Source organism: Geminisphaera colitermitum TAV2, from assembly GCF_000171235.2.
Classification (GTDB): Bacteria; Verrucomicrobiota; Verrucomicrobiia; order Opitutales; family Opitutaceae; genus Geminisphaera; species Geminisphaera colitermitum.
Window position 1 is genome coordinate 151,437 of the sequence record NZ_ABEA03000094.1, and the last position, 19,214, is coordinate 170,650.

A 19,214-nucleotide genomic window follows, 5' to 3' on the forward strand; every position below is an offset into this window, starting at 1 on the left:
CATGGTAAATATATGAAAAAACTAATAAGCATGGCTGCCCTACTGGCGTCTTCAGTGTGGGTTCAGGCAGATTCAAATCTGTTTTGGTCTAATATTGCGGATATAGGAGTGGATGAAACTCCGGTTTATACTGCTGCAGGTCCCCGGGCTTCGGCCGCATTGGGGTATGTGGCCACCTTTTGGTATGGGGCATCGGACCCCGGAACATTGACGTGCTATGGCGCGTCAACTTTTCTGGACGCTGCGGATATTCTGCCCGGTGAGGGACTGGAAGGTTTCTTCCAGTGGGATACGTCTGAGAGAACGGGCGAACTGGTTAACGGGAATGTCCCCATTGCTCCGACCACATCCTATGACTTTGAGGTTCGGATTTTCAAATACAATGACGGTCCGCTCACGCAGGCATATGTTGATGGACTGAGCATCGCCTATTGGGCCGACCAGTGGGATCTCGTGGCAGGCACCAGTGTGGAACAGGGAATTCTCTATGGATCGATGACATCAACCCCCAGTGGTGCATTTGCCACAGGGGTGGTCGAAAGTTTCACTACGTCTTCGCTGACGCTCGGCGTCACGGCAGTTCCGGAGCCCTCGACGTATGCGGCTATCGCCGGGTTGGCGTTGCTGGCCTACGTGGCGGCACGCCGTGGCCGACGCAGTTGACGAATTGTGAATGAGTCGGGTCCGCAAGAGCCCGACTCATTCACTATCCATTTCGGGCATCCGCACTTTGCGGGGGGCGATGCCACATTCGGAGGTTTACGTTGCCGAATGATTTTTAGGGAGATTGGTGTCGTCTGCCGGTGACGTTTCCAGTGTGCCGGAGGTTCCCATATCCTTGAGTGCCACGCCGCTCACGCCGAGGCGGGCGGATTCAAGCAACAGGCGGGCGAGTTTGCGCGCGGCGGCGACCGGCGAGAGTCCTTCGGGACGAATGTTGGAAATGCAGTTGCGGTCGGCATCCGTGCATTCCTCGCGCGGATAATGCGTGAAATAAGCGCCAAGGCTGTCGGGCGAACCCAGGCCGGGGCGTTCGCCGAGAAGCATGAGCGCGTGACGTGCGCCGAGGATGCCGCCGATTTCATCCTGCAATTTTACACGGCCAAACGGCACGAGCAGGATCGGATAAAGCGTCCATCCGGCGGCGGTGAGGAGGCCGGCGAGGCGTGTTGTAGTCTCCACGGCATGACGCGTGGCGGCTTGCGCGGCGAGGCCGTCGGAGACGATGATCGCCAGGTCGCGGCGGTCCCACTGCGCGGCGAGCGTGCGGAGGCGCGTGCGCGAGGCTTCGTCGAGACGGCGGCCAAGATCGGGACGCACGAGGTAGGACGCCCGGTCGCTGACGGCGGTGGTGAGACGTTCGGTGGCGAGGCCGTGTTGTGTGAATTGTTGCGCGAGTCCGTCGAGATCGAGCGGGGCGTGGACGGCGTCGCGGGCGCGGGCGTGGGCGAGGCGGAAATCGAGCACCGATTCCGTGCGCTGGCTGCCTCCGGTCCGGCCAAGCGCGATGCGCGCGGCGGTGTAGCGTTGCAGCGCGGCCCATGGATCGCGTCCGTGCGCCGGTGCCAGCGGACGCGCGGAAGCGACAGGGGGGGGGGGGGGGGGGGGGCTATCCGGCGAGTCGGTCATCGGCGAGCAGCGCGTGGGTTGGCGCAACGGGCAGCAGGCGGCGTCCGCCGGCGACGATGCGCATTTTTTCCAGCCACGCTTCGAACTCGGGCGCGGGACGCAGGCCGAGCACCTGGCGGATGTAGTGGCTGTCGTGATACGAGGTGGACTGGTAGCCGAGCATGATGTCGTCGGCTCCGGGGATGCCCATGATGTAGGTGCAGCCGGCGACGCCGAGGAGCGTGAGCAGGTTGTCCATGTCGTCCTGGTCGGCCTCGGCGTGGTTGGTGTAGCAGATGTCGCAGCCCATCGGCAGGCCGAGGAGTTTGCCGCAACAGTGGTCCTCCAGCCCGGCGCGGATGATTTGTTTGCCGTCGTAGAGATATTCGGGGCCGATGAAGCCGACGACAGTGTTGACGAGCAGCGGTTTGAACGGGCGGGCCACGGCATAGGCGCGGACTTCGCAGGTCTGCTGGTCCACGCCGTGGTGCGCGCCGGCGGAAAGCGCGGAGCCTTGGCCGGTCTCGAAGTACATGACGTTGTCGCCGACCGTGCCGCGCCGCAGCGCGAGGGCGGCGTCGCGCGCCTCGGCGAGGACCGGGAGCGTGACACCGAAGCTGCGGTTGGCCGCCTCGGTGCCGGCGATGGATTGGAAAACGAGGTCCACGGGCGCGCCGCGGTTCATGACTTCGATGGCGTTGGTCACGTGTGCGAGCACGCACGACTGCGTGGGAATTTCGTAGCGGTGAATGAGTTCGTCGATCAGGTGCAGGAGCGCTTCCATCGTGGGTACGCTGTCGGTGGCCGGGTTGATGCCGATGACAGCGTCGCCGCAACCGTAGAGAAGTCCATCGAGCATGGAGGCGGCGATGCCTTGCGGGTCGTCGGTCGGGTGGTTGGGCTGGAGGCGCACGGAGAGGCGGCCGGGCAGACCGATGGTGTTGCGAAAGGCGGTGACGACGCGGCATTTTTTCGCCACGAGGATGAGGTCCTGGTTGCTCATCAGTTTGGAGACGGCGGCGACCATTTCGGGTGTGAGTCCGGGGGCGAGCGCGGTGAGCACGGTGTGGTCGGTCTCGTAGCGCAGCAGCCAGTCGCGGAATTCGCCGACCGACAAACCGGCGACCGGCGCGAAGGCGGCGCGGTCGTGTGTGTCGATGATGAGCCGCGTCACGGCATCGTCTTCGTAGGGGATGAGCAGGTCCTCAAGAAAGCGAGCCAGCGGCACGTCGGCGAGGCACTGTTGGGCGGCGGCGCGTTCCTCGGCGTTGGCGGCGGCCACGCCCGCGAGCACGTCGCCCGAGCGCAGCGGCGTGGCCTTGGCCATGAGTTCGCGCAGGGAGCCGAAGTGGTGGCGGCCGGTGGTCATGGGCTTACTTTGCCTTGAACAGCTCCGGCAGCCACAACGCGATTTGCGGGAACATCATGATGAGCGCCATGGAGAGAAGCATGATCGCCACAAACGGAACGATCGACGCGTAGATGTCGCGGATCGTGAACTCGGGCGGCGACATGGCGCGCATGAGAAACAGGTTGTATCCAAAAGGCGGAGTCAGGTAGGCGATCTGGCAGGTGATGGTGTAGAGCACGCCGAACCAGATGGGGCTGAAACCGAGTTTTGTGATGAGCGGGATGTAGAGCGGCGCGACGATGACGAGCATGGCCGTGTCGTCCAGGAAGATGCCGAGGATGATGAAGGACACCTGCATGAGGATGAGCACCGTCCATGGCGAGAGGCCCCAGTCGTTGAGGAACAGGCCTTCGATGGAGCGCACGGCGCCGAGTCCGTCGAACACCGCCGCGAAGGCGAGCGCCGCCATCATGATCCACATGAACATGGCGCTGCCGTTGAGCGTCTGGAGAAGGCTGTTGTAGAATACCTTTTTCGTCAGGCGCTTTCTGAACCAGGCGATGAGCAGGGCGCCAAGCGCGCCCACGGCCGAGCTTTCCACCAAGCTGGTTAGGCCGAAGAAAAACGAGCCAATGACGAGCAGCATGAGCGCCAGCGGAATGACGCCGGCGCTGAGCACACGGAATTTTTCGCCCCACGAAAAGTTGCGCTCGGAGGGGGGGAGGGCCGGACCGAGTTCAGGCTGAAGCCAGCAGCGAACGGCGATGTAAATTATGAACAGGCCCGCCAGCAGCAGGCCCGGCATGACGCCGGCCAGCCAGAGATCCTCGATCGACTGGCGGGCAATCATGCCGTAGAGCACCAGCACCACGCTGGGCGGCGTGAGAATGCCCAGCGAACTGCCCGCCTGGATGATGCCGCTTATCATGCGCTTGTCGTAGTTGCGCTTGACCAGTTCGGGCAGCGCCACGCTGCAACCGATGGCCATGCCCGCCACGCTGAGCCCGTTCATGCAGGAGATGAGCACCATGAGCACCATGGTGCCGAGGGCGAGCCCGCCCCGCAGCCCGCCCGTCCAGATGTGCAAGGCCCGGTAAAGGTCGTTGGCCACGCCGGATTCCGAGATCATGTAGCCCATGAAAATGAACATGGGCAGCGTGAGCATCGGGTACCAGTTGAAGAGCTTGATCGCGGCGTTGAAACCCATGCCGGTGTCCCAATTTTCCCCCCACAAAAACAGGGCGCAAACGACACCGACAAAACCCATGACTCCGAACACGCGCTGCCCCGTCATCATGAGCAGCATCAGCGTCGAAAACATCAATAGAATGACAAGCGTGGGACTCATCCGCAACGGCCTTTGGCCAAGGTAATGTTTCGTGCGTTATGCGGAGGCGGCATCCTCCTCCTGCTGTGAGGAGGCGGGCGTTTCCGGGAGCAGCTCGATTTTGCAGGCGCGGCAGATGTCCTTGATCAACTCGGCGGTGGCTTGCAGCAGCATGAGGAACATGCCGGTGGTCATGATGATTTTGATCGGGGCCATGTAGGGCGCCCAAACCGAGCGGTTGCGCTGTTCGTAAATAATGGCGTCGGCACTGCTGCCCCATCCGCCGATGACGAGCATCACCAGATAGAAAATCATGAATACACTGGTGATGGAATCCACCAGCGAGCGGCGGCGGGGCGACCACTTTTCATACAAAAAGTCCATCCGCACATGCGCCCCCTGCTGCATGGAAAAGCCCGCGCCGAGCAGGTAGTAGGCGGCCATCGTAAATTGCGCCATCTCCATCACCCAGAGAGATGGACTTTGGATGCCCTTGGCCACGATCGACCAAACCAGAATGCCGAGCAACGCCACGAGCAAGTACATCGCCACGTGCCCGACGGCGTAGTTGATCTTGTTGATCGTTTTGACGTAGGAGCGCAGCCAGCGCAGGAGGAGGGCCGTCAGCCTGCCGTCCGCGAGCAGGTCTGGAAGCGAGACCGGATTGGCAAACTTGTCCCGCAGCGTCTGGAGGAAGGAGGGGATCATATCCTCCGCGGTCGTCGCAGATGCGGCGCTCAGGCCGTTGGTGGTTGTCTCGGAGTCGGTCATAACAGTGTGTGAATAAAAGGAGATAAGGGCGATGGAATCAGGAGGCCGGGCAGGCCGGCGTCCTGCGAAGGTGGCAAGGCCGGCAGATCAATAACGATAGGGGCGGCCCGCCTTGCCCATGAGCACGTTGTAGTTGCGGAAGATTTCCACGACCTTGGCCGCGCGCGGGCTTTCCTTGGCGATCTCGTCCCAGAATTTCACCGCCTCGTCCTCGACCGTCTGCCATTCGGCGTCGGGGATGGCGGTGAGTTGCAGCTTCGAGCCATTGACGCGCAGGTCGGCTTCACCCGCCCAGTACCAGTGCTGGCGATAGTAGTGCGAACTGTCCATGCAGAGTTGGAAAAGCGTCTTGAGATGGCCGGGGACGGCCTCCCACGCCTTGGTATTGGCAAAAAAATGACCAATCCAGGCGCCGGAGAGGTTGTTGGTGAGGAAATACTTCGTCGCGTCCGCCCAGCCCACCGTGTAGTCCTCGGTGATGCCCGACCAGGCCACGCCATCGAGTTCGCCGGTGCGCAGCGCCATTTGCACGTCCTCATAGGGTAGTGTGACAGGCACTACGCCGAACTTGGTCAGGAACTTGCCGGCGGTTGGGAAGGTATACACTTTTTTGCCCTTCAGGTCGGCCAGGCTGTTAATGGGCTTGGTGGTGGCAAAGTGGCAGGGATCCCATGCGCCGGCGCTCAGCCAGGTAACGCCGCCGCCTTTGATGTCGTCGTAGGATTCCTTCCATATCTTATCGAGGCCGAACTTGTAGAAGAGTGCGGGCACATCGAGGCTGTAGCGGGAGGCGAACGGGAAATAACCGCCGAAAACACGGACATCGGCGGGCGAGTTCATCGAGTCGTCATCGCTCTGCACGGCGTCGATGGTTCCCTTTTGCATGGCGCGGAAAAGCTCGCTGGTCGGCACGAGTTGGTCGGCGTAGTAAAGCTCAATGACCATCTCACCGTTGGCCGCCTTGTTGAACGCATCGACGGCCGGCTTGACGACATGCTCACCAAGAGCCGACCCCGCGTAGGTTTGCAGGCGCCACTTGATGGTTTTTTTCGCGCCCATGATATAGGGGGCGGTCACCGCCGCCGCCACGCCCAAGCCCGCCCTTTTTAAGAATTCACGTTTGTTCATATGGTAGTTTCCCAGTCTCTGAGTGCTGGATTGATGTTGGATGGTTCGACACCAAGAGAGCACACCCCATGCCACCGCCCCGGGAAATCTCACGATAACCAGGCGCGTATTCGCCATTAACGGCATAAGAAAACCGACCGCCCCCGATAAGGAGGCGCGCTATTTATTGATGTTGAAGCGCCCCGGTCAGCGCAGCCGGCGGAACAAACCGAGGTAAACGATGCCCAGCGTGGCCAGCGAACTCAGAGGCATGAGCACCGCCGCGAGCAACGGGCTCATGTGTCCCGTCGCCGCCAGTCCCACGGCAAACAGATTGTAGAGGATCATGAATACAAGCAGCGCCAGGTGCGTGCGGTGGCGCGCGTCGTTCATCTCCAGCAGGGCGCGGATGCCCGCGATGCCCCGGCCCAGGTAATAGAAATCAGCCTTTTGCCCCAGCACGCCGCGATGGATCACCGGCGTGCCCCGGCAGAGCGCGCGGTCGAAGGCCAGGCTGTCGTTGGCGCCGTCGCCGAGCATCAGTGTATCCGCCGCTCCATGACTGTCGAGCCATGCCGCCTTGTCGTGCGGCGAGAGTCCGCCCAGCGCCGCGCCTTCCGGCAGGTCGAGCGAGCGGGCCAGCGCGGCGACTTTCTCCGGACTGTCGCCGCTCAGGATGGTCACGCCCAGCCCGCGCGCGCGCAGGGCGGCGAGTTCGGTGCGGGCGTCGGCCCGGGCGGCGTCGGCAAAATAAAAGCGGGCGGCGATGCGTGGCGCGGGCGTCCCGCCCGCTGGGAGCGCCGGGCCCCGGTCCGGTTCGTGTCGGGCAGGACCATCCGCATTTTGGAGAACAAGCGGGCGGGACGCCCGCGCCACATTCAGACGCAGCACCGTGGCGGCGTCTTCGCGTTCCAGTGACCAGCCGCCGAGTGTCACGCCGTGGCCCACGACTTCGCGCACTTCGCCGGGCAGGGCGTCGGCGTTGTTCCAGCCGCGCACGAGCGCGGCCTCGTAGAGCGCGCGACCCACCGGATGCAGGTTGTCGCGCGTGAGCGCCATGAGCGCGGCTTGGGCGTCGGCGTCGAGCGAGTCGAGCGCGGCGGGGTTTTGCAGCACCGGGGTTTCCAGAGTGAGCGTGCCCGTCTTGTCGAACGCGAGGGTGCGCACGCGGCGGAGGCGCGTCCATACATCGCGCGCGCGGATGAACACCCCGCGTTTGCGCAAGGCCACCGTGGCGATCTCCTCGGCCAGCGGGAATGCCAGTCCCAGCGCGCAGGGGCACGACACGACGAGGATGGCAATGACCACCGCGCCCGTGGCCGGCAGGTTCCCGCCCGTGCGCCACCACCACGCCGCGCCCGCGGCGACCGCAATGCCAATGATCGCAATCAGATACCCTTGGATGACCCGTTCGATCAGCAAATCGCGCGCCGGCGCCCGTTCCGGTTCGCGCATCAATTCCGCCAGCAACGAGCCCTTCCATGTCTGCACCGCCTCGAGCCGCACGCGTGTCCGCCCCGCATAAGTGGCCCCCGCCGGCACGCGCTGTCCGGCGAGGAACGTTCGCGGTTCCGATTCGCCGGTGATCCAGGCGAGGTTAAACGCGGCCAACGCCCCCTCCTCCCCCCCCCCCCCCGCCAAAAGGCGCGACTCCACCGGGACCACGTGCCCGGAGCCGATCTCGAACACGTCGCCAATGCGTAGTGATTCCGCCGATACATCGGAATCGCTTCGCAACAGCCGCACGCGCGCGGCCAGCGGTTGTTCGCGCAACAGCCGGCGCTGGTTGCGCTCCACCGCCGCCAGTTGCGCCCAGCGTCCGACCAGCATCAGGAGGATGAACCCGCTCACGAAATCGAAATACTGGCACTCCGGGTTGGCCGTGGCCCAGCCATAGAACGAACCGCCGTATGCGCCCGCGATGCCCAGTGCGATGGGCAGGTCGATATGCAGCACGTGTTCGCGGAGGGCGCGCCATGCGCGGCGCAGGAAGTAGACGCCGCCCGCCGCCAGACTCGCCGTGGCGAAGAGCATGGCGAGCGTCTCGAACAGGCGCGCGTAGGCGAAGCCCGCCTCCATGCCAAAATAAGCCGGTAGTGCGAAAAGCATGACGTTCATCGCAAACGCCGCGCACAATCCTATCCGTTTGACGAGACCCCGGCTCTCCGACGTCCCCGCCGCCGGGCGCGACAGGTCGGCGGGACCGATCAGGTAGTTGAATCTCTGCAACACCCGCGCGAACTCCGCCGCCTCAAACCGTCCGCCGCCTCCGCCGGCGTTCGTTGCGTCTGCCGCGTTCGCGGTGCCGGCGGAGCCCGTCTGCCAGCGCATCCGGGCCAGCCCGGTTTGCGCGTTGATGTCGATGCGCCCCGCGCCCGGTTGTTTGCTGAAAAGCCGTTCGATCAACCACACGCAGCCCGCGCACGAGATGCCTTGGATCGCCACGACGAGTTCCGACGCGACGCCCGCCTCCGCCGTTCGCTGCGCCTCGGCCAGCCAGGCAAAATCGCGGGCGGGCTGGAGCACCGCATCGGCAGGCGGAGTGACACCGTCCTTGATCTGGTAAAACGCATCCAACCCCTCCTCGCGAATCAGCCGGTAAACGAACGCGCACCCTGCGCAACAAAACCGTTCACCCGGTGCCACCGGCACGCCGCAGTGGATGCAAGCAGGGCTGTTTTTGTTGGTAGTTGTCATGAGCCGGTTGCCGGGAGCGCAACACGCGCGCGGCGGGACGGCAAAACTTCTTCGCAAGGGGGGAGGGGGGGGGGGGGAGGGTGACGACGAGAATGCCGCCGCTATTCCAGTCGGTTGACGAACCCAGAGACCGCCTTCATGTTGCGACATCTGCGACGCCACCTCACTACTCATGCGGCGCATGTGGCGCGCACCTTTTCATGAATGAAATCCTGACAGAAATCCTCATCATCCTGCTCCTTCTTCTGGCCAACGGTGTGTTTGCCATGGCCGAAATCGCCGTCGTTTCCGCGCGCAAGGCCCGTCTCAAAAAACTCGCCGACGAAGGCTCCGCCCCGGCCCGCGCCGCGCTCGCCCTGGCGCAGGATCCCACGCGTTTCCTCTCCACCGTGCAGATCGGCATCACGCTCGTCGGCATCCTCGCCGGTGCCTACGGTGGCGCCACGCTTGCCGGGCAACTCGCGCCCGTCATTGCGGAGATTCCCGCGCTCGCCTCCTACAGCCGCCCCATCGCCATCTTCATCGTCGTGAGCGCCATCACGTATCTCTCGCTCATCATCGGCGAACTCGTGCCCAAGCGCATCGCGCTCGGCAACCCCGAGGCGCGGGCGATGCTCGTGGCGCGCGCCATGACCGGGCTCGCGCGCCTTGCCACGCCCTTTGTCTGGTTTCTCACGCTCTCCACCAACTGCGTCCTCAAGGTTCTCGGCCTGGGCAAGGACGTGGAGACCCCGCCCTCGGAGGAGGAGATCGCGCACCTCATCGAGCAGGGCACCACGGCCGGCGTGTTTCACAAGGCCGAGCGCGACATGGTCGAAGGCGTGCTCCGCCTCGACGAGCGGCCCGTCACCGAAATCATGACGCGACGCTCCAGCATCGTGTGGCTCAACATCCATGACTCCGACGAAGTCAACTGGCGCAAGATCGTCGCCAGCGGCCATTCGCACTTCCCCGTTTTCGAAGGCACCCGCGACCAGATCATCGGCATGGTGTCCGTCAAGGCGCTCTGGGCCAACGTTGCCATCGGCCTGCCCAACAACCTGCGCAGTCATCTCGAAAAGCCGCTGTTCGTTCCCGAGACGATCACCGCCGTGCAGATCCTCGAAACATTTAAAAAGCGGGGCAAACACCTCGCCCTCGTCACCGACGAATTTGGCGGTATCCAGGGATTGGTGACGTTGATCGACGTCATGGAGGCCATTGTTGGCGACCTGCCCGAGCCCGGCGACCGGCAAGCCCCCGGCGCGCAGCAGCGCGAGGACGGCTCCTGGCTGGTGGACGGGGCTCTGACCGTGGCCGAGTTTCGCCGCCGGTTTGATTTCGATCCGTTGCCGGGCGAGGAGGACGAGGATTTCGAGACCGTGGCCGGCTTCGTGAGCGACCGCTTCGGCCACATTCCCGCGCCCGGCGAATATTTTGAGTGGGCCGGCTGGCGTTTCGAGGTCATGGACATGGACCGCCATCGCGTGGACAAAATTCTGCTGGCGCAGGTGCCGCCTGCGCCGCCCGCCCCGGCGGGCGAACCGGTGAGCGCCGCGTAGGGCGGAGCTTTTGTTATCAGAGGGGCGCTTGCCGTCACGCCATCCCCGCCCGACTCAACTCCGTCCGCACACGAGCAACGTGTGGCCGCCGATGCCGATATCGTTGATTTCCCTCTCCACACGGAATCCCGCGCTGGCCACGCATTCCCCAAACTCGGTCGCCCGGTAAAAACGACTGTTCCCGTTGGCCATGCAGGTGAAGTAAAGCGAGCCGGCGTTGAGGCTCAGCGCCGCCGCCGGGAACCGCTGCCGGTCGCAAAAAGTTTCGAGGATGCAGACCCGCGCATCCGGTTTCATGCTGCGTCGGATCAGGCGCAGGATGTCCGTCACCTGCTCCTTGCCGAAACAATCCAGAAACTGACTCATCCACCAGACATCGGCCTCCCCCGGCAACTCCGCCGCTTCGAGCACATTCACAGGCACGGCGTCGATGCGGTCCGCGCCGTTCTGCCCGGCGACTGCCTGCCGCAGCAACGCCACCTGTTGCGGCAGGTCGAGCACCGTCACCCGCACGTCCGGATCGTGCGCCACGCACCTCAGCGCCCAGCGCCCCGTGTTGCCTCCGACATCGTAAATGTGCGTCGGACGCGGTGACAGCGCGAAAACTTCCCTGAGCGCGACGTCGAAGGCCTGGTCCGAATAAAAATGATCGAAGGCAAACCAGCTTGAGCGCGCCGGTTCGGGCAGCGACGACAAGCCCTGATAAATCGTCGGCCATTCGCCGAACACGCGCAACCCCGCCGGCGCGCCGGTGGCCACCGCCTCTTTCAGATGCTCCATGCCCCGGTAACAGACATCGCTGACAAAATCCGTGTTCACCCGCGTCATCCGGTCATGCAGAAAAAAATGGCCCGTTTTCCCCAGCGCATAACGCAGCCCGCCGTCATGCCCGGTCCGCTCCTCCACCAAGCCGATACCCAGCCCCGCGTCGAGCAGCACGCCCGCGCCGTAGTCGCTCACACCGCAGGCCGAGGCGATGGCCGCGCGCGTCTCGCCATCGGCCCTGCCGTCCAGAAACGCCAGGATGCCGAAGTCCCTCAGACACACCGCCGCTTGAAACAGCAGGGGGGCAAACGCGATCTTTTGCGCCTCGCTGATGGCGTCCAAGGCCGACATGGAAGCCGGTGTTTTTTCGCCGTGCCGGGGATTGCGGTTTTTTTTCATGGGACGAGGTTGTGCGGCCCGCCTTCCGCCGCTGTCAATCAGCGAAACATCATCCCTCTCTTGCTTTTGCGCGTCTGCCTATCTTTTCTCGCGCCTCCATGCCCTGGGCATGGTCATCGTCCAGCATGACTCAGAAAACCAGCCACCTCCCGTCCGCTTCGCACAGTCAGGCCAGCTCCTTCACGCTCGTCTTGTCCGGCTGGCTGGCTCTGGCCCCCGGCCTCGACACACGCGACGCATGGGCGGACTGGGCTGCGCATTCCGGCGCATCCACTGATGCTCCCGCCGCTCCGGCAACGGGCGGGACTCTCCCCAAAACACCGCACATCCCCATGATGACCGCCCGGCGCATGAGCGCCGGCTCCCGCCTTGCCGTGGAAGCCGCCCTCGCGCTCCTGCAGGAGCACGCCGCCGCTCGCGCGTCCGCTCCCGTGGATGCCCTTGTCTTTTGCAGCCGCCACGGGGAACTTGGACGCACCCTGCAGATCATCACGCGTTTGGCGGAAGGGCATGAGGTGTCGCCGACCGACTTCGCCGCCTCGGTCCACAACACGGCCGCCGGACTCCTGACGATCACCGCCGCCGCCCCGCTCCCGGCCAGCTCCGTGGCCGCGGGCACGGATACATTTCAACAGGCGCTGTTCGAGGTGCTGGCCTTTCACGCCACAGGGAAAAAATCGGTCCTGCTCGTCGATTTCGATGGCGAGTTGCCCGTCTTTTACCGTGCGGATCTGAACCCGGCCTCCTCCGGCGTGCTGCCGTCGCCGTCGCCGGTCGCCCCCCATGCCGCGGCCCTGCTGCTGCATCCGGCATCCGCCCCGGCTCTTCAATCCTCATGGCGGATCGCTCCGGTTCCCCGTCCGGAATCCTCCGCCTCCCGGTCCGGCGCGCTGCCGCAGAGCCTCCTCTTTCTTCAAAACCACCTTTCCGGAGCGGCCTCGTTCGTCATTCCCGGTGAAACCCACGACTGGCAATGGACGCAGGAAACGCCACATTCCTGAATCTGATCGCCCGCCGATGGAGAAACGCCGCCACCGCGCTCTCCTTTTTCCTGTTTGGCCTCGGCGGACTTCTTCTTGCCTTTGCCGTCATCCCGCTGGCCGCGCTTTTTTCGCGCCTCCGCACCTCCTCCGCGCGGCATGATCTGGCCCAGCGCTGCATCTCGGCCAGTTTCCGCATCTATATCCGCATCATGCGCGGCCTTCGCGCCATCGACTTCCGGATCGAAAACGCCGCGCTGCTCCGCGAGGACGAAAACCAGCCGCTGCTGGTCGTGGCCAACCATCCGAGCCTTCTCGACTACGTGTTCCTCGCGTCCCTGATGCCCCGGTGCGATTGCATCGTCAAAAAACCCCTGGCGCAGCGCAACTTTTTCACCCGCCCGCTGGTCAAGGCCGCCGGTTACATCCCCAACGACGACACGGCCGCGTTGTTCGACGCCTGCCGGGAACGTTTTGCCCAAGGCCGGCGCATCCTCATTTTTCCCGAAGGCACCCGCAGCACGCCGGGACAGCCCATTCTCCTCCAGCGAGGCGCGGCCAACCTCGCCGTCCGCTGCCGCGTCCCCCTCCGGGTGATCCACATCACCTGCACCCCGCCCATCCTCACCCGCCAGCACAAGTGGTGGCAGACGGCGGCCACCCGGCCGGTTTTTCGCATCACCGTCCGGGAAAAAATCGATGTGATCCCCTTCCTCGAAGCATCCTCCGACGGCGAGTTTTCCCCCTGGCGCGCCGCCCGTCTTCTCAACGCCCGCCTCCAGCGTGCGCTTGATCCCCGCGCCACACCGGCTAACACCACTCAAGCCACTCAACCATGAATCCTCCCGAACCGGACACCTCTTCCCTGCACCAGGAGATAAAAGCCCTCATTATCGAGTCGCTGAACCTCGAAGGAATCTCGCCCGGCGACATCGAAACGGACGCCCCGCTTTTCAACGAAGGGCTCGGCCTCGACTCCATCGACGCGCTCGAACTCGGCCTCGCCATAAAAAACCGCTACGGCATCGTCCTCTCCTCCGACAATGCCGACACCCGGAAACACTTCGCCTCCGTCGCCAGCCTTGCCGCCCTCATCGCCTCCTCCCGCTCCTGATTTCCCTCCTCGTCCTCACCTTATGCCAACAGAAAAAGCCAAGCCCGAGATTCTCGCCGAGCTCAAGGAGCACCTCAAAAAACTCTTCGACATCGCTCCCGACACCGTCACGCCCGAATCCCGCATCTATCAGGATCTCGGCCTCGACTCCATCGACGCCGTCGATCTGGTCGTGCAACTCCAGCGGGCCACCGGGCGCAAGATCAAGCCCGAGGAGTTCAAGGCCGTGCGCACCGTCTCCGACGTCGTTGACGCCATCCACAAGCTCGTCAACTCCCCGCCGCCCTCCGGTGGGCAATGAGCCGCCGCTGGCGGGCGCGCCCATTGAACATCGAAACAGGATTCCCTTTCCGCGACAGCGCTCATGGCCGCCACCTCCACCTCCGCAGCCTCCGTCTTGCTCAAGGCGCTTGATCTGCTCTCCACGCTCGCGCTGGTCCTGTATCCGTTTGCCATTTACGCGGGTGTCTCGTCCTGGGGAATCGGCGTCCTCGCACCGCTGCTTCTGGCCGTCTTCGGGCTGCGCCTCCTCCGCGCCCGGCCCCGGACCCGGGAGTTGTTTCCCGTCACCGTTGCCATCGCCACCGTCGGCATCATCCTTGTCATGGCTTCATGGATACTCAAAAGGAGCGGCTGGCTTCTGTATTATCCGGTCGCCGTCAGCCTCATCCTGCTCGCCGTCTTCGGCTGGACGCTTCTGCGCCCCCCCAGCCTCGTCGAGCGTCTGGCCCGCCTCGCCGATCCGCGCCTGCCCGCCGCCGCCGTCGCCTACACGCGCAACGTCACGCGCGTTTGGTGCGTCTTCTTTGCCTGCAACGCCCTCGCCGCCCTCGCCACCTGCCTGCGCGGCGACCTCCGCCTCTGGACGCTCTACAACGGCGCCGTCAGCTACCTGCTCATCGGCCTCCTCATGGCCGGCGAATGGTTCGTCCGCCGCCGTTTTATGAGCAGGCACGCACCGTCCACGCCATGACGCCCGCCCTCCCGCTCCGGTTTTCCGAAATCCTTGCGCCCGGACGCACGGACAACATCCCCGCCGCCTGGACGCCTTCCGTCGGCGGCCATCCTCCTCTCGCCCTGACGCTCGACCGGCTCCGCGGCGACGCGCTGCGCCTCGCCGCCACCCTCGCCGCCCGTCCGGAAAACCGCTGGGCGCTCTGCTTCGAAGACACCTGGTGGCTCGCCGCCTCCTTCCTCGCCGCCCTGCACACCGGCAAGGCCGTCGTCCTGCCCGGCCACACGCGCGAGGCGCTTCTTCTCGAACAACGCCACGCCTTCGACGCCCTCCTCACCGACCTGCCGATCCACAATCCGGCTCTCCCGTGCCTGCATCCGGACGCCTGCCCGGAGCCCGGCGCAGGCGCGTCCTTTGGAGATTTTTCCCACGGTCCCGATTGCTCCGGCGTCACCTTCCACACCTCCGGCTCCACCGGCAGCCCCAAGGCCGTCCACAAGACCCTCGCCGCCCTGCAACGGGAAAACGACACCCACGCTGCCCGCTGGGGCGCTGCTCTTGCCGGAACCAGCGTTGCGGGCACCACCTCCCACCAGCACCTTTACGGCTTCCAGTTCCGGATGCTTCTCCCGCTCACCCTTGGCGTTCCCTTCAACACGCGCATCATCGAATACCACGAGCAACTCCTTCACGCCGCCCCCCGGCCCTTCGCCCTCATCACCAGCCCGGCCTTCATCAAACGCCTCGATCCCGCCCTCCCACCGCTCGATTCCTCCGCGGTACGTCACGTCCTCTCCGCCGGGGGTTTTCTCTCCCCCGATGACGCCGGCCTCTGCCTGCGCGTCCTTGGCCGCTCCCCATTTGAAATCTACGGCAGCACCGAGGCCGGTGCCATCGCATGGCGCGACACCGCCGTCGAACGCCGCTTCTGGACCCCTCTCCCCGGCGTGCGCCTCCGCTGCGACTCCGCGGACGGACGCCTCTCGCTTACCTCCCCTTTTCTTCCTCCCGGCCAGACGCTTGTCACCGACGACCAGATACGCCCCGCCTGCGACCCCGCCGCCGGCATCACTTCCTTTGAACTCCTCGGGCGTCTCGATCGCATCATCAAGATCGAGGAAAAGCGCGTCTCGCTCCCCGAAATCGAGCAGCGCCTTCTCTCCCTCGATTCCGTGGCCGACGCCGCCGTCGTCCCCCTGTCCGCTCCCTCGCCGTCGGGTCGCGCCCGCCTGCAACTTGGCGCCGTCCTCGTGCTCTCCGAAACCGGCCGCGCCCGCTACAACCGCGACGGCCACGGTGCGTTCCTGCTCGCGCTCCGCCGCGAACTCCGCGCCTGGCTCGAACCCGTTGCCCTCCCGCGCCGGCTCCATGTCGCCGACGTCATCCCGGCCACTCCGCAGGGCAAACGTCCCGCCTCCCTGCTCGCCGCCCTGTTCGCCCCGTCTCCCTTGCCCTCTGACTCCCCTGCGCTCGCCGCCACCACCGCGCTCCCGTCGGGGGCAACCGAGGCCGTCATCGACATCCCGCTACATCCGGATTTGCTCTGGTTTCGCGGCCACTTTCCCCGCCTCAAACTCCTCCCCGGCGTCGCCCAGCTTCACTGGGTTTTGCAACATGCCGCGCGCGCCTTCGGACTCGGTGAACGCCTTCCGCGCATTGAGTCTCTGAAATTCCGACGCCCCGTCCTTCCCGGAGAGACGCTGCGCATGCACCTCCGCTGGACGCCCGAAGCCAACCGCCTCGACTTTACCGCCACCGTCCCCCCCCCCCCCCCCAGTGCCGGTGCCGCGTCGGTTGCCAGTACCGGACGCCTCACGCTCATCCCGGCAACGCCCCCCCCTCCGCTGCCATGAGCCACCGCCCCTGCATCATCGTCCCCTGCTACAATCACGGCTCCACCCTGCAGGCACTCATCGAGCGTCTCGCGCCGTTCGGCCTCCCTCTCATCATCGTTGACGATGGCAGCGACGAAGCCACCGCCTCCGAACTGCGCCGGCTCGCCGCGCAACACGCCCTCACGCTCCTTGCGCATTCGCGCAATCAGGGCAAGGGCGCGGCCGTCGCCACCGCGTTGCGCGAGGCCCGCCGTCTCGGCCACACCCACGCGCTCCAGATCGACGCCGACGGACAGCACGACGTTTCCGCCATCCCCGCCCTGCTTGATCTCTCGCGCGCAAATCCGGATGCCCTTGTCTCCGGCCGTCCGGTTTACGACTCCAGCATCCCGCCGGCTCGCAGGATCGGGCGCTGGATCACCCACGTCTGGGTCTGGATTGAGACGCTGTCACTGGAAATCAATGACAGCATGTGCGGGCTTCGCGTGTATCCGGTTTCTCCTTCGCTCGCGCTTCTCGACTCACCGCGTCTCCGCGTCGGGCGGCGCATGGATTTCGACACCGAAATCATGGTCCGCCTTCACTGGGCCGGATATCCCGTGCTCTTTCATCCCGTGCGCGTCACCTATCCGCCGGGCGGAGTTTCCCACTTCCGCGCCTTTCGCGACAATCTCCGCATCTCCTGGATGCACACCCGCCTCTTCCTCGGCATGCTGCCCCGAGCCCCGAAACTTTTGTGGAGAAAACTGAAGATCGAAAGAGAAACAGCCTCCCGTCTTCAGCCTTCAGGCTTTTCCTCCCCGCACTGGTCTCGCATTCCCGAACGTCGCGGCCTCGCCGGCATGAGGCTGATGCTCCTGGCCTATCGTGTTTTCGGATACCGGTTCTTTTCCCTCCTGCTCCATCCCGTCGTTTTTGTCTTCTGGCTGACCGGAGCCCGCGCCCGGCGTGCCTCCCGCGCCTGGCTGTGCCGCCTTCGCACCCGCGCGGCGGCGACCGGCTGCATGTTGCCCGCCGGCCCGCCTCTCACCGGCTACCGCCACTTTTACCGCTTCGGTGAATCCATCCTCGAAAAACTCGCCGCTTGGAACGGCGACATTCGCAACGACGATGTCGAGATTGTGGATCACGGCGTCCTCGCCCCGTATCTGAAAAATCACGACGCCCCCGGCGCGCTCGTCTTCATGACCCACCTCGGCAATCCCGAGCTTTGCCGCGCGCTCGGCGCCCGCACCGGCAAGACGATCAACGCCATCGTCCACACCGCCAACGCCGCCCGCTTCAACCGCCTCCTCCGCGAGACCGCCCCCGGTTCGCATCTCAACCTCATCCCCGCCGCCGGCCTCTCGCCCGCCACCGCCATCCTCCTGAAGGAGAAGCTCGACGCCGGCGAATGGATCGCCATCGCCGCCGACCGCACCTCCATTCACCATCCCGGGCGCGTTGTCATGGCCGATTTCCTTGGCGCGCCCGCTCCGTTTCCCGAAGGCCCCTTCGTTCTCGCCTCCGTCCTGAAATGCCCGGTCTTCCTCATGTTTGCCCTCAAGGAAAACGGACGCCACCGCATCCACGTCGAACCCTTTGCCGATCCGCTCGCGCTGCCCCGCGCCACCCGCGCCGCCGCCCTCTCCGCGCACGCCGCCCGTCTGGCCGCCCGCCTCGAACACCACGCCATGAACGCCCCGCTCGACTGGTTTAACTTCCACAACTTCTGGCCCTCCGCATAGCCTCCTTTCGCACATGTCGCTTCCCTCCGTCACCATCGAACAAAAACCCGCCTTCTGCGACTTCGACCCCATGGGCGTCGTCTGGCACGGGAACTATTTCCGCTACTTCGAGTACGCCCGCGAGGCCCTGCTCGACAGCATCGACTACGGCTACCTCCGCATGGAGGAGTCCGGCTACCTCTGGCCCATCGTGGACACGCGCGTCAAATACATCGCCCCCGTCATCTTTGGCCGCCGCATCCTCGTGACCGCCGCCATCGCCGAATACGAAAACCGCCTGCGCATCAACTACGAGATCTGCGACGCCGCCACCGGCTCCCGCATCACGCGCGGCCATACCCTCCAGATCGCCGTCCACAAGGCCACCCGCGAGACCTGTTTCGTCTGCCCGCCCGTCCTCTTCGAGAAACTCGGTCTCCCCCGCCCATGAAAATCATCCTTCCGCTCCTCCTCTGCCTCTTCGCCGTTGCGACATCTGCGGACCCCTCCGCACCGATCACCCCCGAAACGCTCCAAGCCCGCCTCTCCCTCAACGGTTCGTTGCACTGCGCCTACGAGCAGACCCGCAACATCAGCGGCATGGCGCGCCCGCTCCGTGCTTCCGGCACGCTTGAGATTTCTCCCGAAACCGGGCTCGTCCTCCGCCAGACAAAACCCTTCGCCCAGACGTTCCGCATCACGCCCGACCGCATCGAGACCACCCTCGAAGGGCAGCCGCCCGAGATCATCACCGCGCGCGACAACCCCCGCCTGTTTCAGTTCAACCAGCTCCTTTCCGCCCTCTTCCGCGCCGATCACGCCGCCCTGCGCGAATCCTTCACGCCCGCGCTCTCCGGCACCCTCGACGCCTGGACACTCCAACTCGAGCCCCGCGACGATCTGCTGCAAAAAATCTTTCTCCGCATCTCCCTCACCGGCGGACGCCACATCGACACCCTCCGCATCGAAGACCGGCAAAACGACACCACCCTCCTCCGCTTCTTCGATCACCGGGCGTCTCCCGCGCCCGCGCCCGTCCTGCACCCCTGATCCCGGCC

General features: G+C 64.9%; 18 protein-coding genes. 11 read left to right on the forward strand and 7 right to left on the reverse strand.

Features of this window, described 5'->3' with window-relative positions:
- Nucleotides 1-12: 12 nt before the first annotated feature.
- Nucleotides 13-663 carry a putative globular PEP-CTERM protein gene (locus tag OBACDRAFT_RS29665; protein ID WP_043585427.1) on the forward strand — a complete coding sequence of 217 codons (651 nt, stop codon included), beginning with the start codon at nucleotides 13-15 and terminating at the stop codon, nucleotides 661-663.
- Between the two features lie 96 nt (nucleotides 664-759).
- Here the strand turns inward: OBACDRAFT_RS29665 and eutC are convergent, their stop codons facing one another.
- The 6 genes from eutC to OBACDRAFT_RS10760 form a co-directional block, all read right to left on the reverse strand.
- The gene (gene eutC, locus OBACDRAFT_RS10735) at nucleotides 760-1,629 is read right to left on the reverse strand and encodes an ethanolamine ammonia-lyase subunit EutC (protein ID WP_081721958.1); all 870 of its coding nucleotides are present in this window, start codon (nucleotides 1,627-1,629) and stop codon (nucleotides 760-762) included.
- On the reverse strand, nucleotides 1,610-2,977 hold the full coding sequence (locus OBACDRAFT_RS10740; protein WP_043585428.1) for an ethanolamine ammonia-lyase subunit EutB: 1,368 nt from the start codon (nucleotides 2,975-2,977) through the stop codon (nucleotides 1,610-1,612). Before OBACDRAFT_RS10740 ends, eutC begins: the two co-directional genes overlap by 20 nt.
- A gap of 4 nt (nucleotides 2,978-2,981) precedes the next feature.
- Nucleotides 2,982-4,307 (reverse strand): TRAP transporter large permease, encoded by a 1,326-nt coding sequence (locus OBACDRAFT_RS10745; protein WP_043585429.1) that lies wholly within the window; start codon nucleotides 4,305-4,307, stop codon nucleotides 2,982-2,984.
- A 36-nt stretch (nucleotides 4,308-4,343) separates the two neighbouring features.
- Nucleotides 4,344-5,057, reverse strand: coding sequence for a TRAP transporter small permease subunit (locus OBACDRAFT_RS10750; RefSeq protein ID WP_232766997.1), 714 nt, complete (start codon nucleotides 5,055-5,057; stop codon nucleotides 4,344-4,346).
- A gap of 87 nt (nucleotides 5,058-5,144) precedes the next feature.
- Nucleotides 5,145-6,185 (reverse strand): TRAP transporter substrate-binding protein, encoded by a 1,041-nt coding sequence (locus OBACDRAFT_RS10755; protein WP_043585430.1) that lies wholly within the window; start codon nucleotides 6,183-6,185, stop codon nucleotides 5,145-5,147.
- A gap of 186 nt (nucleotides 6,186-6,371) precedes the next feature.
- On the reverse strand, nucleotides 6,372-8,861 hold the full coding sequence (locus tag OBACDRAFT_RS10760) for a heavy metal translocating P-type ATPase (protein ID WP_232766998.1): 2,490 nt from the start codon (nucleotides 8,859-8,861) through the stop codon (nucleotides 6,372-6,374).
- 200 nt (nucleotides 8,862-9,061) lie between these two features.
- Here OBACDRAFT_RS10760 and OBACDRAFT_RS10765 point away from each other — a divergent pair, with 200 nt between their 5' ends.
- Complete coding sequence (locus OBACDRAFT_RS10765) at nucleotides 9,062-10,402, forward strand: hemolysin family protein (RefSeq protein WP_052361679.1); 1,341 nt, start codon at nucleotides 9,062-9,064, stop codon at nucleotides 10,400-10,402.
- A 54-nt stretch (nucleotides 10,403-10,456) separates the two neighbouring features.
- Here OBACDRAFT_RS10765 and OBACDRAFT_RS10770 read toward each other — a convergent pair whose 3' ends face one another.
- On the reverse strand, nucleotides 10,457-11,566 hold the full coding sequence (locus tag OBACDRAFT_RS10770; RefSeq protein WP_052361681.1) for a methyltransferase: 1,110 nt from the start codon (nucleotides 11,564-11,566) through the stop codon (nucleotides 10,457-10,459).
- A gap of 125 nt (nucleotides 11,567-11,691) precedes the next feature.
- Here OBACDRAFT_RS10770 and OBACDRAFT_RS10775 point away from each other — a divergent pair, with 125 nt between their 5' ends.
- From OBACDRAFT_RS10775 to OBACDRAFT_RS10815, 9 genes are all read left to right on the forward strand, one after another.
- On the forward strand, nucleotides 11,692-12,567 hold the full coding sequence (locus OBACDRAFT_RS10775; protein ID WP_052361682.1) for a beta-ketoacyl synthase chain length factor: 876 nt from the start codon (nucleotides 11,692-11,694) through the stop codon (nucleotides 12,565-12,567).
- Nucleotides 12,540-13,385 (forward strand): lysophospholipid acyltransferase family protein, encoded by an 846-nt coding sequence (locus tag OBACDRAFT_RS10780; RefSeq protein WP_052361684.1) that lies wholly within the window; start codon nucleotides 12,540-12,542, stop codon nucleotides 13,383-13,385. Before OBACDRAFT_RS10775 ends, OBACDRAFT_RS10780 begins: the two co-directional genes overlap by 28 nt.
- Complete coding sequence (locus OBACDRAFT_RS10785; RefSeq protein ID WP_043585435.1) at nucleotides 13,382-13,660, forward strand: phosphopantetheine-binding protein; 279 nt, start codon at nucleotides 13,382-13,384, stop codon at nucleotides 13,658-13,660. The genes OBACDRAFT_RS10780 and OBACDRAFT_RS10785 overlap by 4 nt, the downstream gene beginning before the upstream one ends.
- Nucleotides 13,661-13,682: 22 nt before the next feature.
- Nucleotides 13,683-13,961, forward strand: a complete 279-nt coding sequence (locus tag OBACDRAFT_RS10790) for an acyl carrier protein (RefSeq protein ID WP_043585436.1) — start codon at nucleotides 13,683-13,685, stop codon at nucleotides 13,959-13,961.
- A 63-nt stretch (nucleotides 13,962-14,024) separates the two neighbouring features.
- Nucleotides 14,025-14,633, forward strand: a complete 609-nt coding sequence (locus tag OBACDRAFT_RS10795) for a COG4648 family protein (RefSeq protein WP_043585437.1) — start codon at nucleotides 14,025-14,027, stop codon at nucleotides 14,631-14,633.
- Nucleotides 14,630-16,468 carry an ApeI family dehydratase gene (locus OBACDRAFT_RS10800; protein ID WP_052361685.1) on the forward strand — a complete coding sequence of 613 codons (1,839 nt, stop codon included), beginning with the start codon at nucleotides 14,630-14,632 and terminating at the stop codon, nucleotides 16,466-16,468. Before OBACDRAFT_RS10795 ends, OBACDRAFT_RS10800 begins: the two co-directional genes overlap by 4 nt.
- Nucleotides 16,465-18,177: a glycosyltransferase family 2 protein gene (locus OBACDRAFT_RS10805; protein ID WP_043585438.1), complete on the forward strand. Its 1,713-nt coding sequence runs from the start codon at nucleotides 16,465-16,467 to the stop codon at nucleotides 18,175-18,177. The genes OBACDRAFT_RS10800 and OBACDRAFT_RS10805 overlap by 4 nt, the downstream gene beginning before the upstream one ends.
- 13 nt (nucleotides 18,178-18,190) lie before the next feature.
- Entirely contained in the window at nucleotides 18,191-18,607 is a 417-nt protein-coding gene (locus OBACDRAFT_RS10810; protein WP_043585440.1) for an acyl-CoA thioesterase, read from the forward strand.
- The gene (locus OBACDRAFT_RS10815; RefSeq protein WP_043585441.1) at nucleotides 18,604-19,206 is read left to right on the forward strand and encodes a LolA family protein; all 603 of its coding nucleotides are present in this window, start codon (nucleotides 18,604-18,606) and stop codon (nucleotides 19,204-19,206) included. The genes OBACDRAFT_RS10810 and OBACDRAFT_RS10815 overlap by 4 nt, the downstream gene beginning before the upstream one ends.
- Nucleotides 19,207-19,214 lie beyond the last annotated feature (8 nt).

Excerpts from the sequence above, each read along its gene's own strand:
- OBACDRAFT_RS29665 (WP_043585427.1), top strand. The coding sequence starts at position 13 with ATGAAAAAACTAATAAGCATGGCTGCCCTACTGGCGTCTTCAGTGTGG.
- eutC (WP_081721958.1), bottom strand. The coding sequence starts at position 1,629 with ATGACCGACTCGCCGGATAGCCCCCCCCCCCCCCCCCCCCCTGTCGCT.
- OBACDRAFT_RS10740 (WP_043585428.1), bottom strand. The coding sequence starts at position 2,977 with ATGACCACCGGCCGCCACCACTTCGGCTCCCTGCGCGAACTCATGGCC.
- OBACDRAFT_RS10745 (WP_043585429.1), bottom strand. The coding sequence starts at position 4,307 with ATGAGTCCCACGCTTGTCATTCTATTGATGTTTTCGACGCTGATGCTG.
- OBACDRAFT_RS10750 (WP_232766997.1), bottom strand. The coding sequence starts at position 5,057 with ATGACCGACTCCGAGACAACCACCAACGGCCTGAGCGCCGCATCTGCG.
- OBACDRAFT_RS10755 (WP_043585430.1), bottom strand. The coding sequence starts at position 6,185 with ATGAACAAACGTGAATTCTTAAAAAGGGCGGGCTTGGGCGTGGCGGCG.
- OBACDRAFT_RS10760 (WP_232766998.1), bottom strand. The coding sequence starts at position 8,861 with ATGACAACTACCAACAAAAACAGCCCTGCTTGCATCCACTGCGGCGTG.
- OBACDRAFT_RS10765 (WP_052361679.1), top strand. The coding sequence starts at position 9,062 with ATGAATGAAATCCTGACAGAAATCCTCATCATCCTGCTCCTTCTTCTG.
- OBACDRAFT_RS10770 (WP_052361681.1), bottom strand. The coding sequence starts at position 11,566 with ATGAAAAAAAACCGCAATCCCCGGCACGGCGAAAAAACACCGGCTTCC.
- OBACDRAFT_RS10775 (WP_052361682.1), top strand. The coding sequence starts at position 11,692 with ATGACTCAGAAAACCAGCCACCTCCCGTCCGCTTCGCACAGTCAGGCC.
- OBACDRAFT_RS10780 (WP_052361684.1), top strand. The coding sequence starts at position 12,540 with ATGGACGCAGGAAACGCCACATTCCTGAATCTGATCGCCCGCCGATGG.
- OBACDRAFT_RS10785 (WP_043585435.1), top strand. The coding sequence starts at position 13,382 with ATGAATCCTCCCGAACCGGACACCTCTTCCCTGCACCAGGAGATAAAA.
- OBACDRAFT_RS10790 (WP_043585436.1), top strand. The coding sequence starts at position 13,683 with ATGCCAACAGAAAAAGCCAAGCCCGAGATTCTCGCCGAGCTCAAGGAG.
- OBACDRAFT_RS10795 (WP_043585437.1), top strand. The coding sequence starts at position 14,025 with ATGGCCGCCACCTCCACCTCCGCAGCCTCCGTCTTGCTCAAGGCGCTT.
- OBACDRAFT_RS10800 (WP_052361685.1), top strand. The coding sequence starts at position 14,630 with ATGACGCCCGCCCTCCCGCTCCGGTTTTCCGAAATCCTTGCGCCCGGA.
- OBACDRAFT_RS10805 (WP_043585438.1), top strand. The coding sequence starts at position 16,465 with ATGAGCCACCGCCCCTGCATCATCGTCCCCTGCTACAATCACGGCTCC.
- OBACDRAFT_RS10810 (WP_043585440.1), top strand. The coding sequence starts at position 18,191 with ATGTCGCTTCCCTCCGTCACCATCGAACAAAAACCCGCCTTCTGCGAC.
- OBACDRAFT_RS10815 (WP_043585441.1), top strand. The coding sequence starts at position 18,604 with ATGAAAATCATCCTTCCGCTCCTCCTCTGCCTCTTCGCCGTTGCGACA.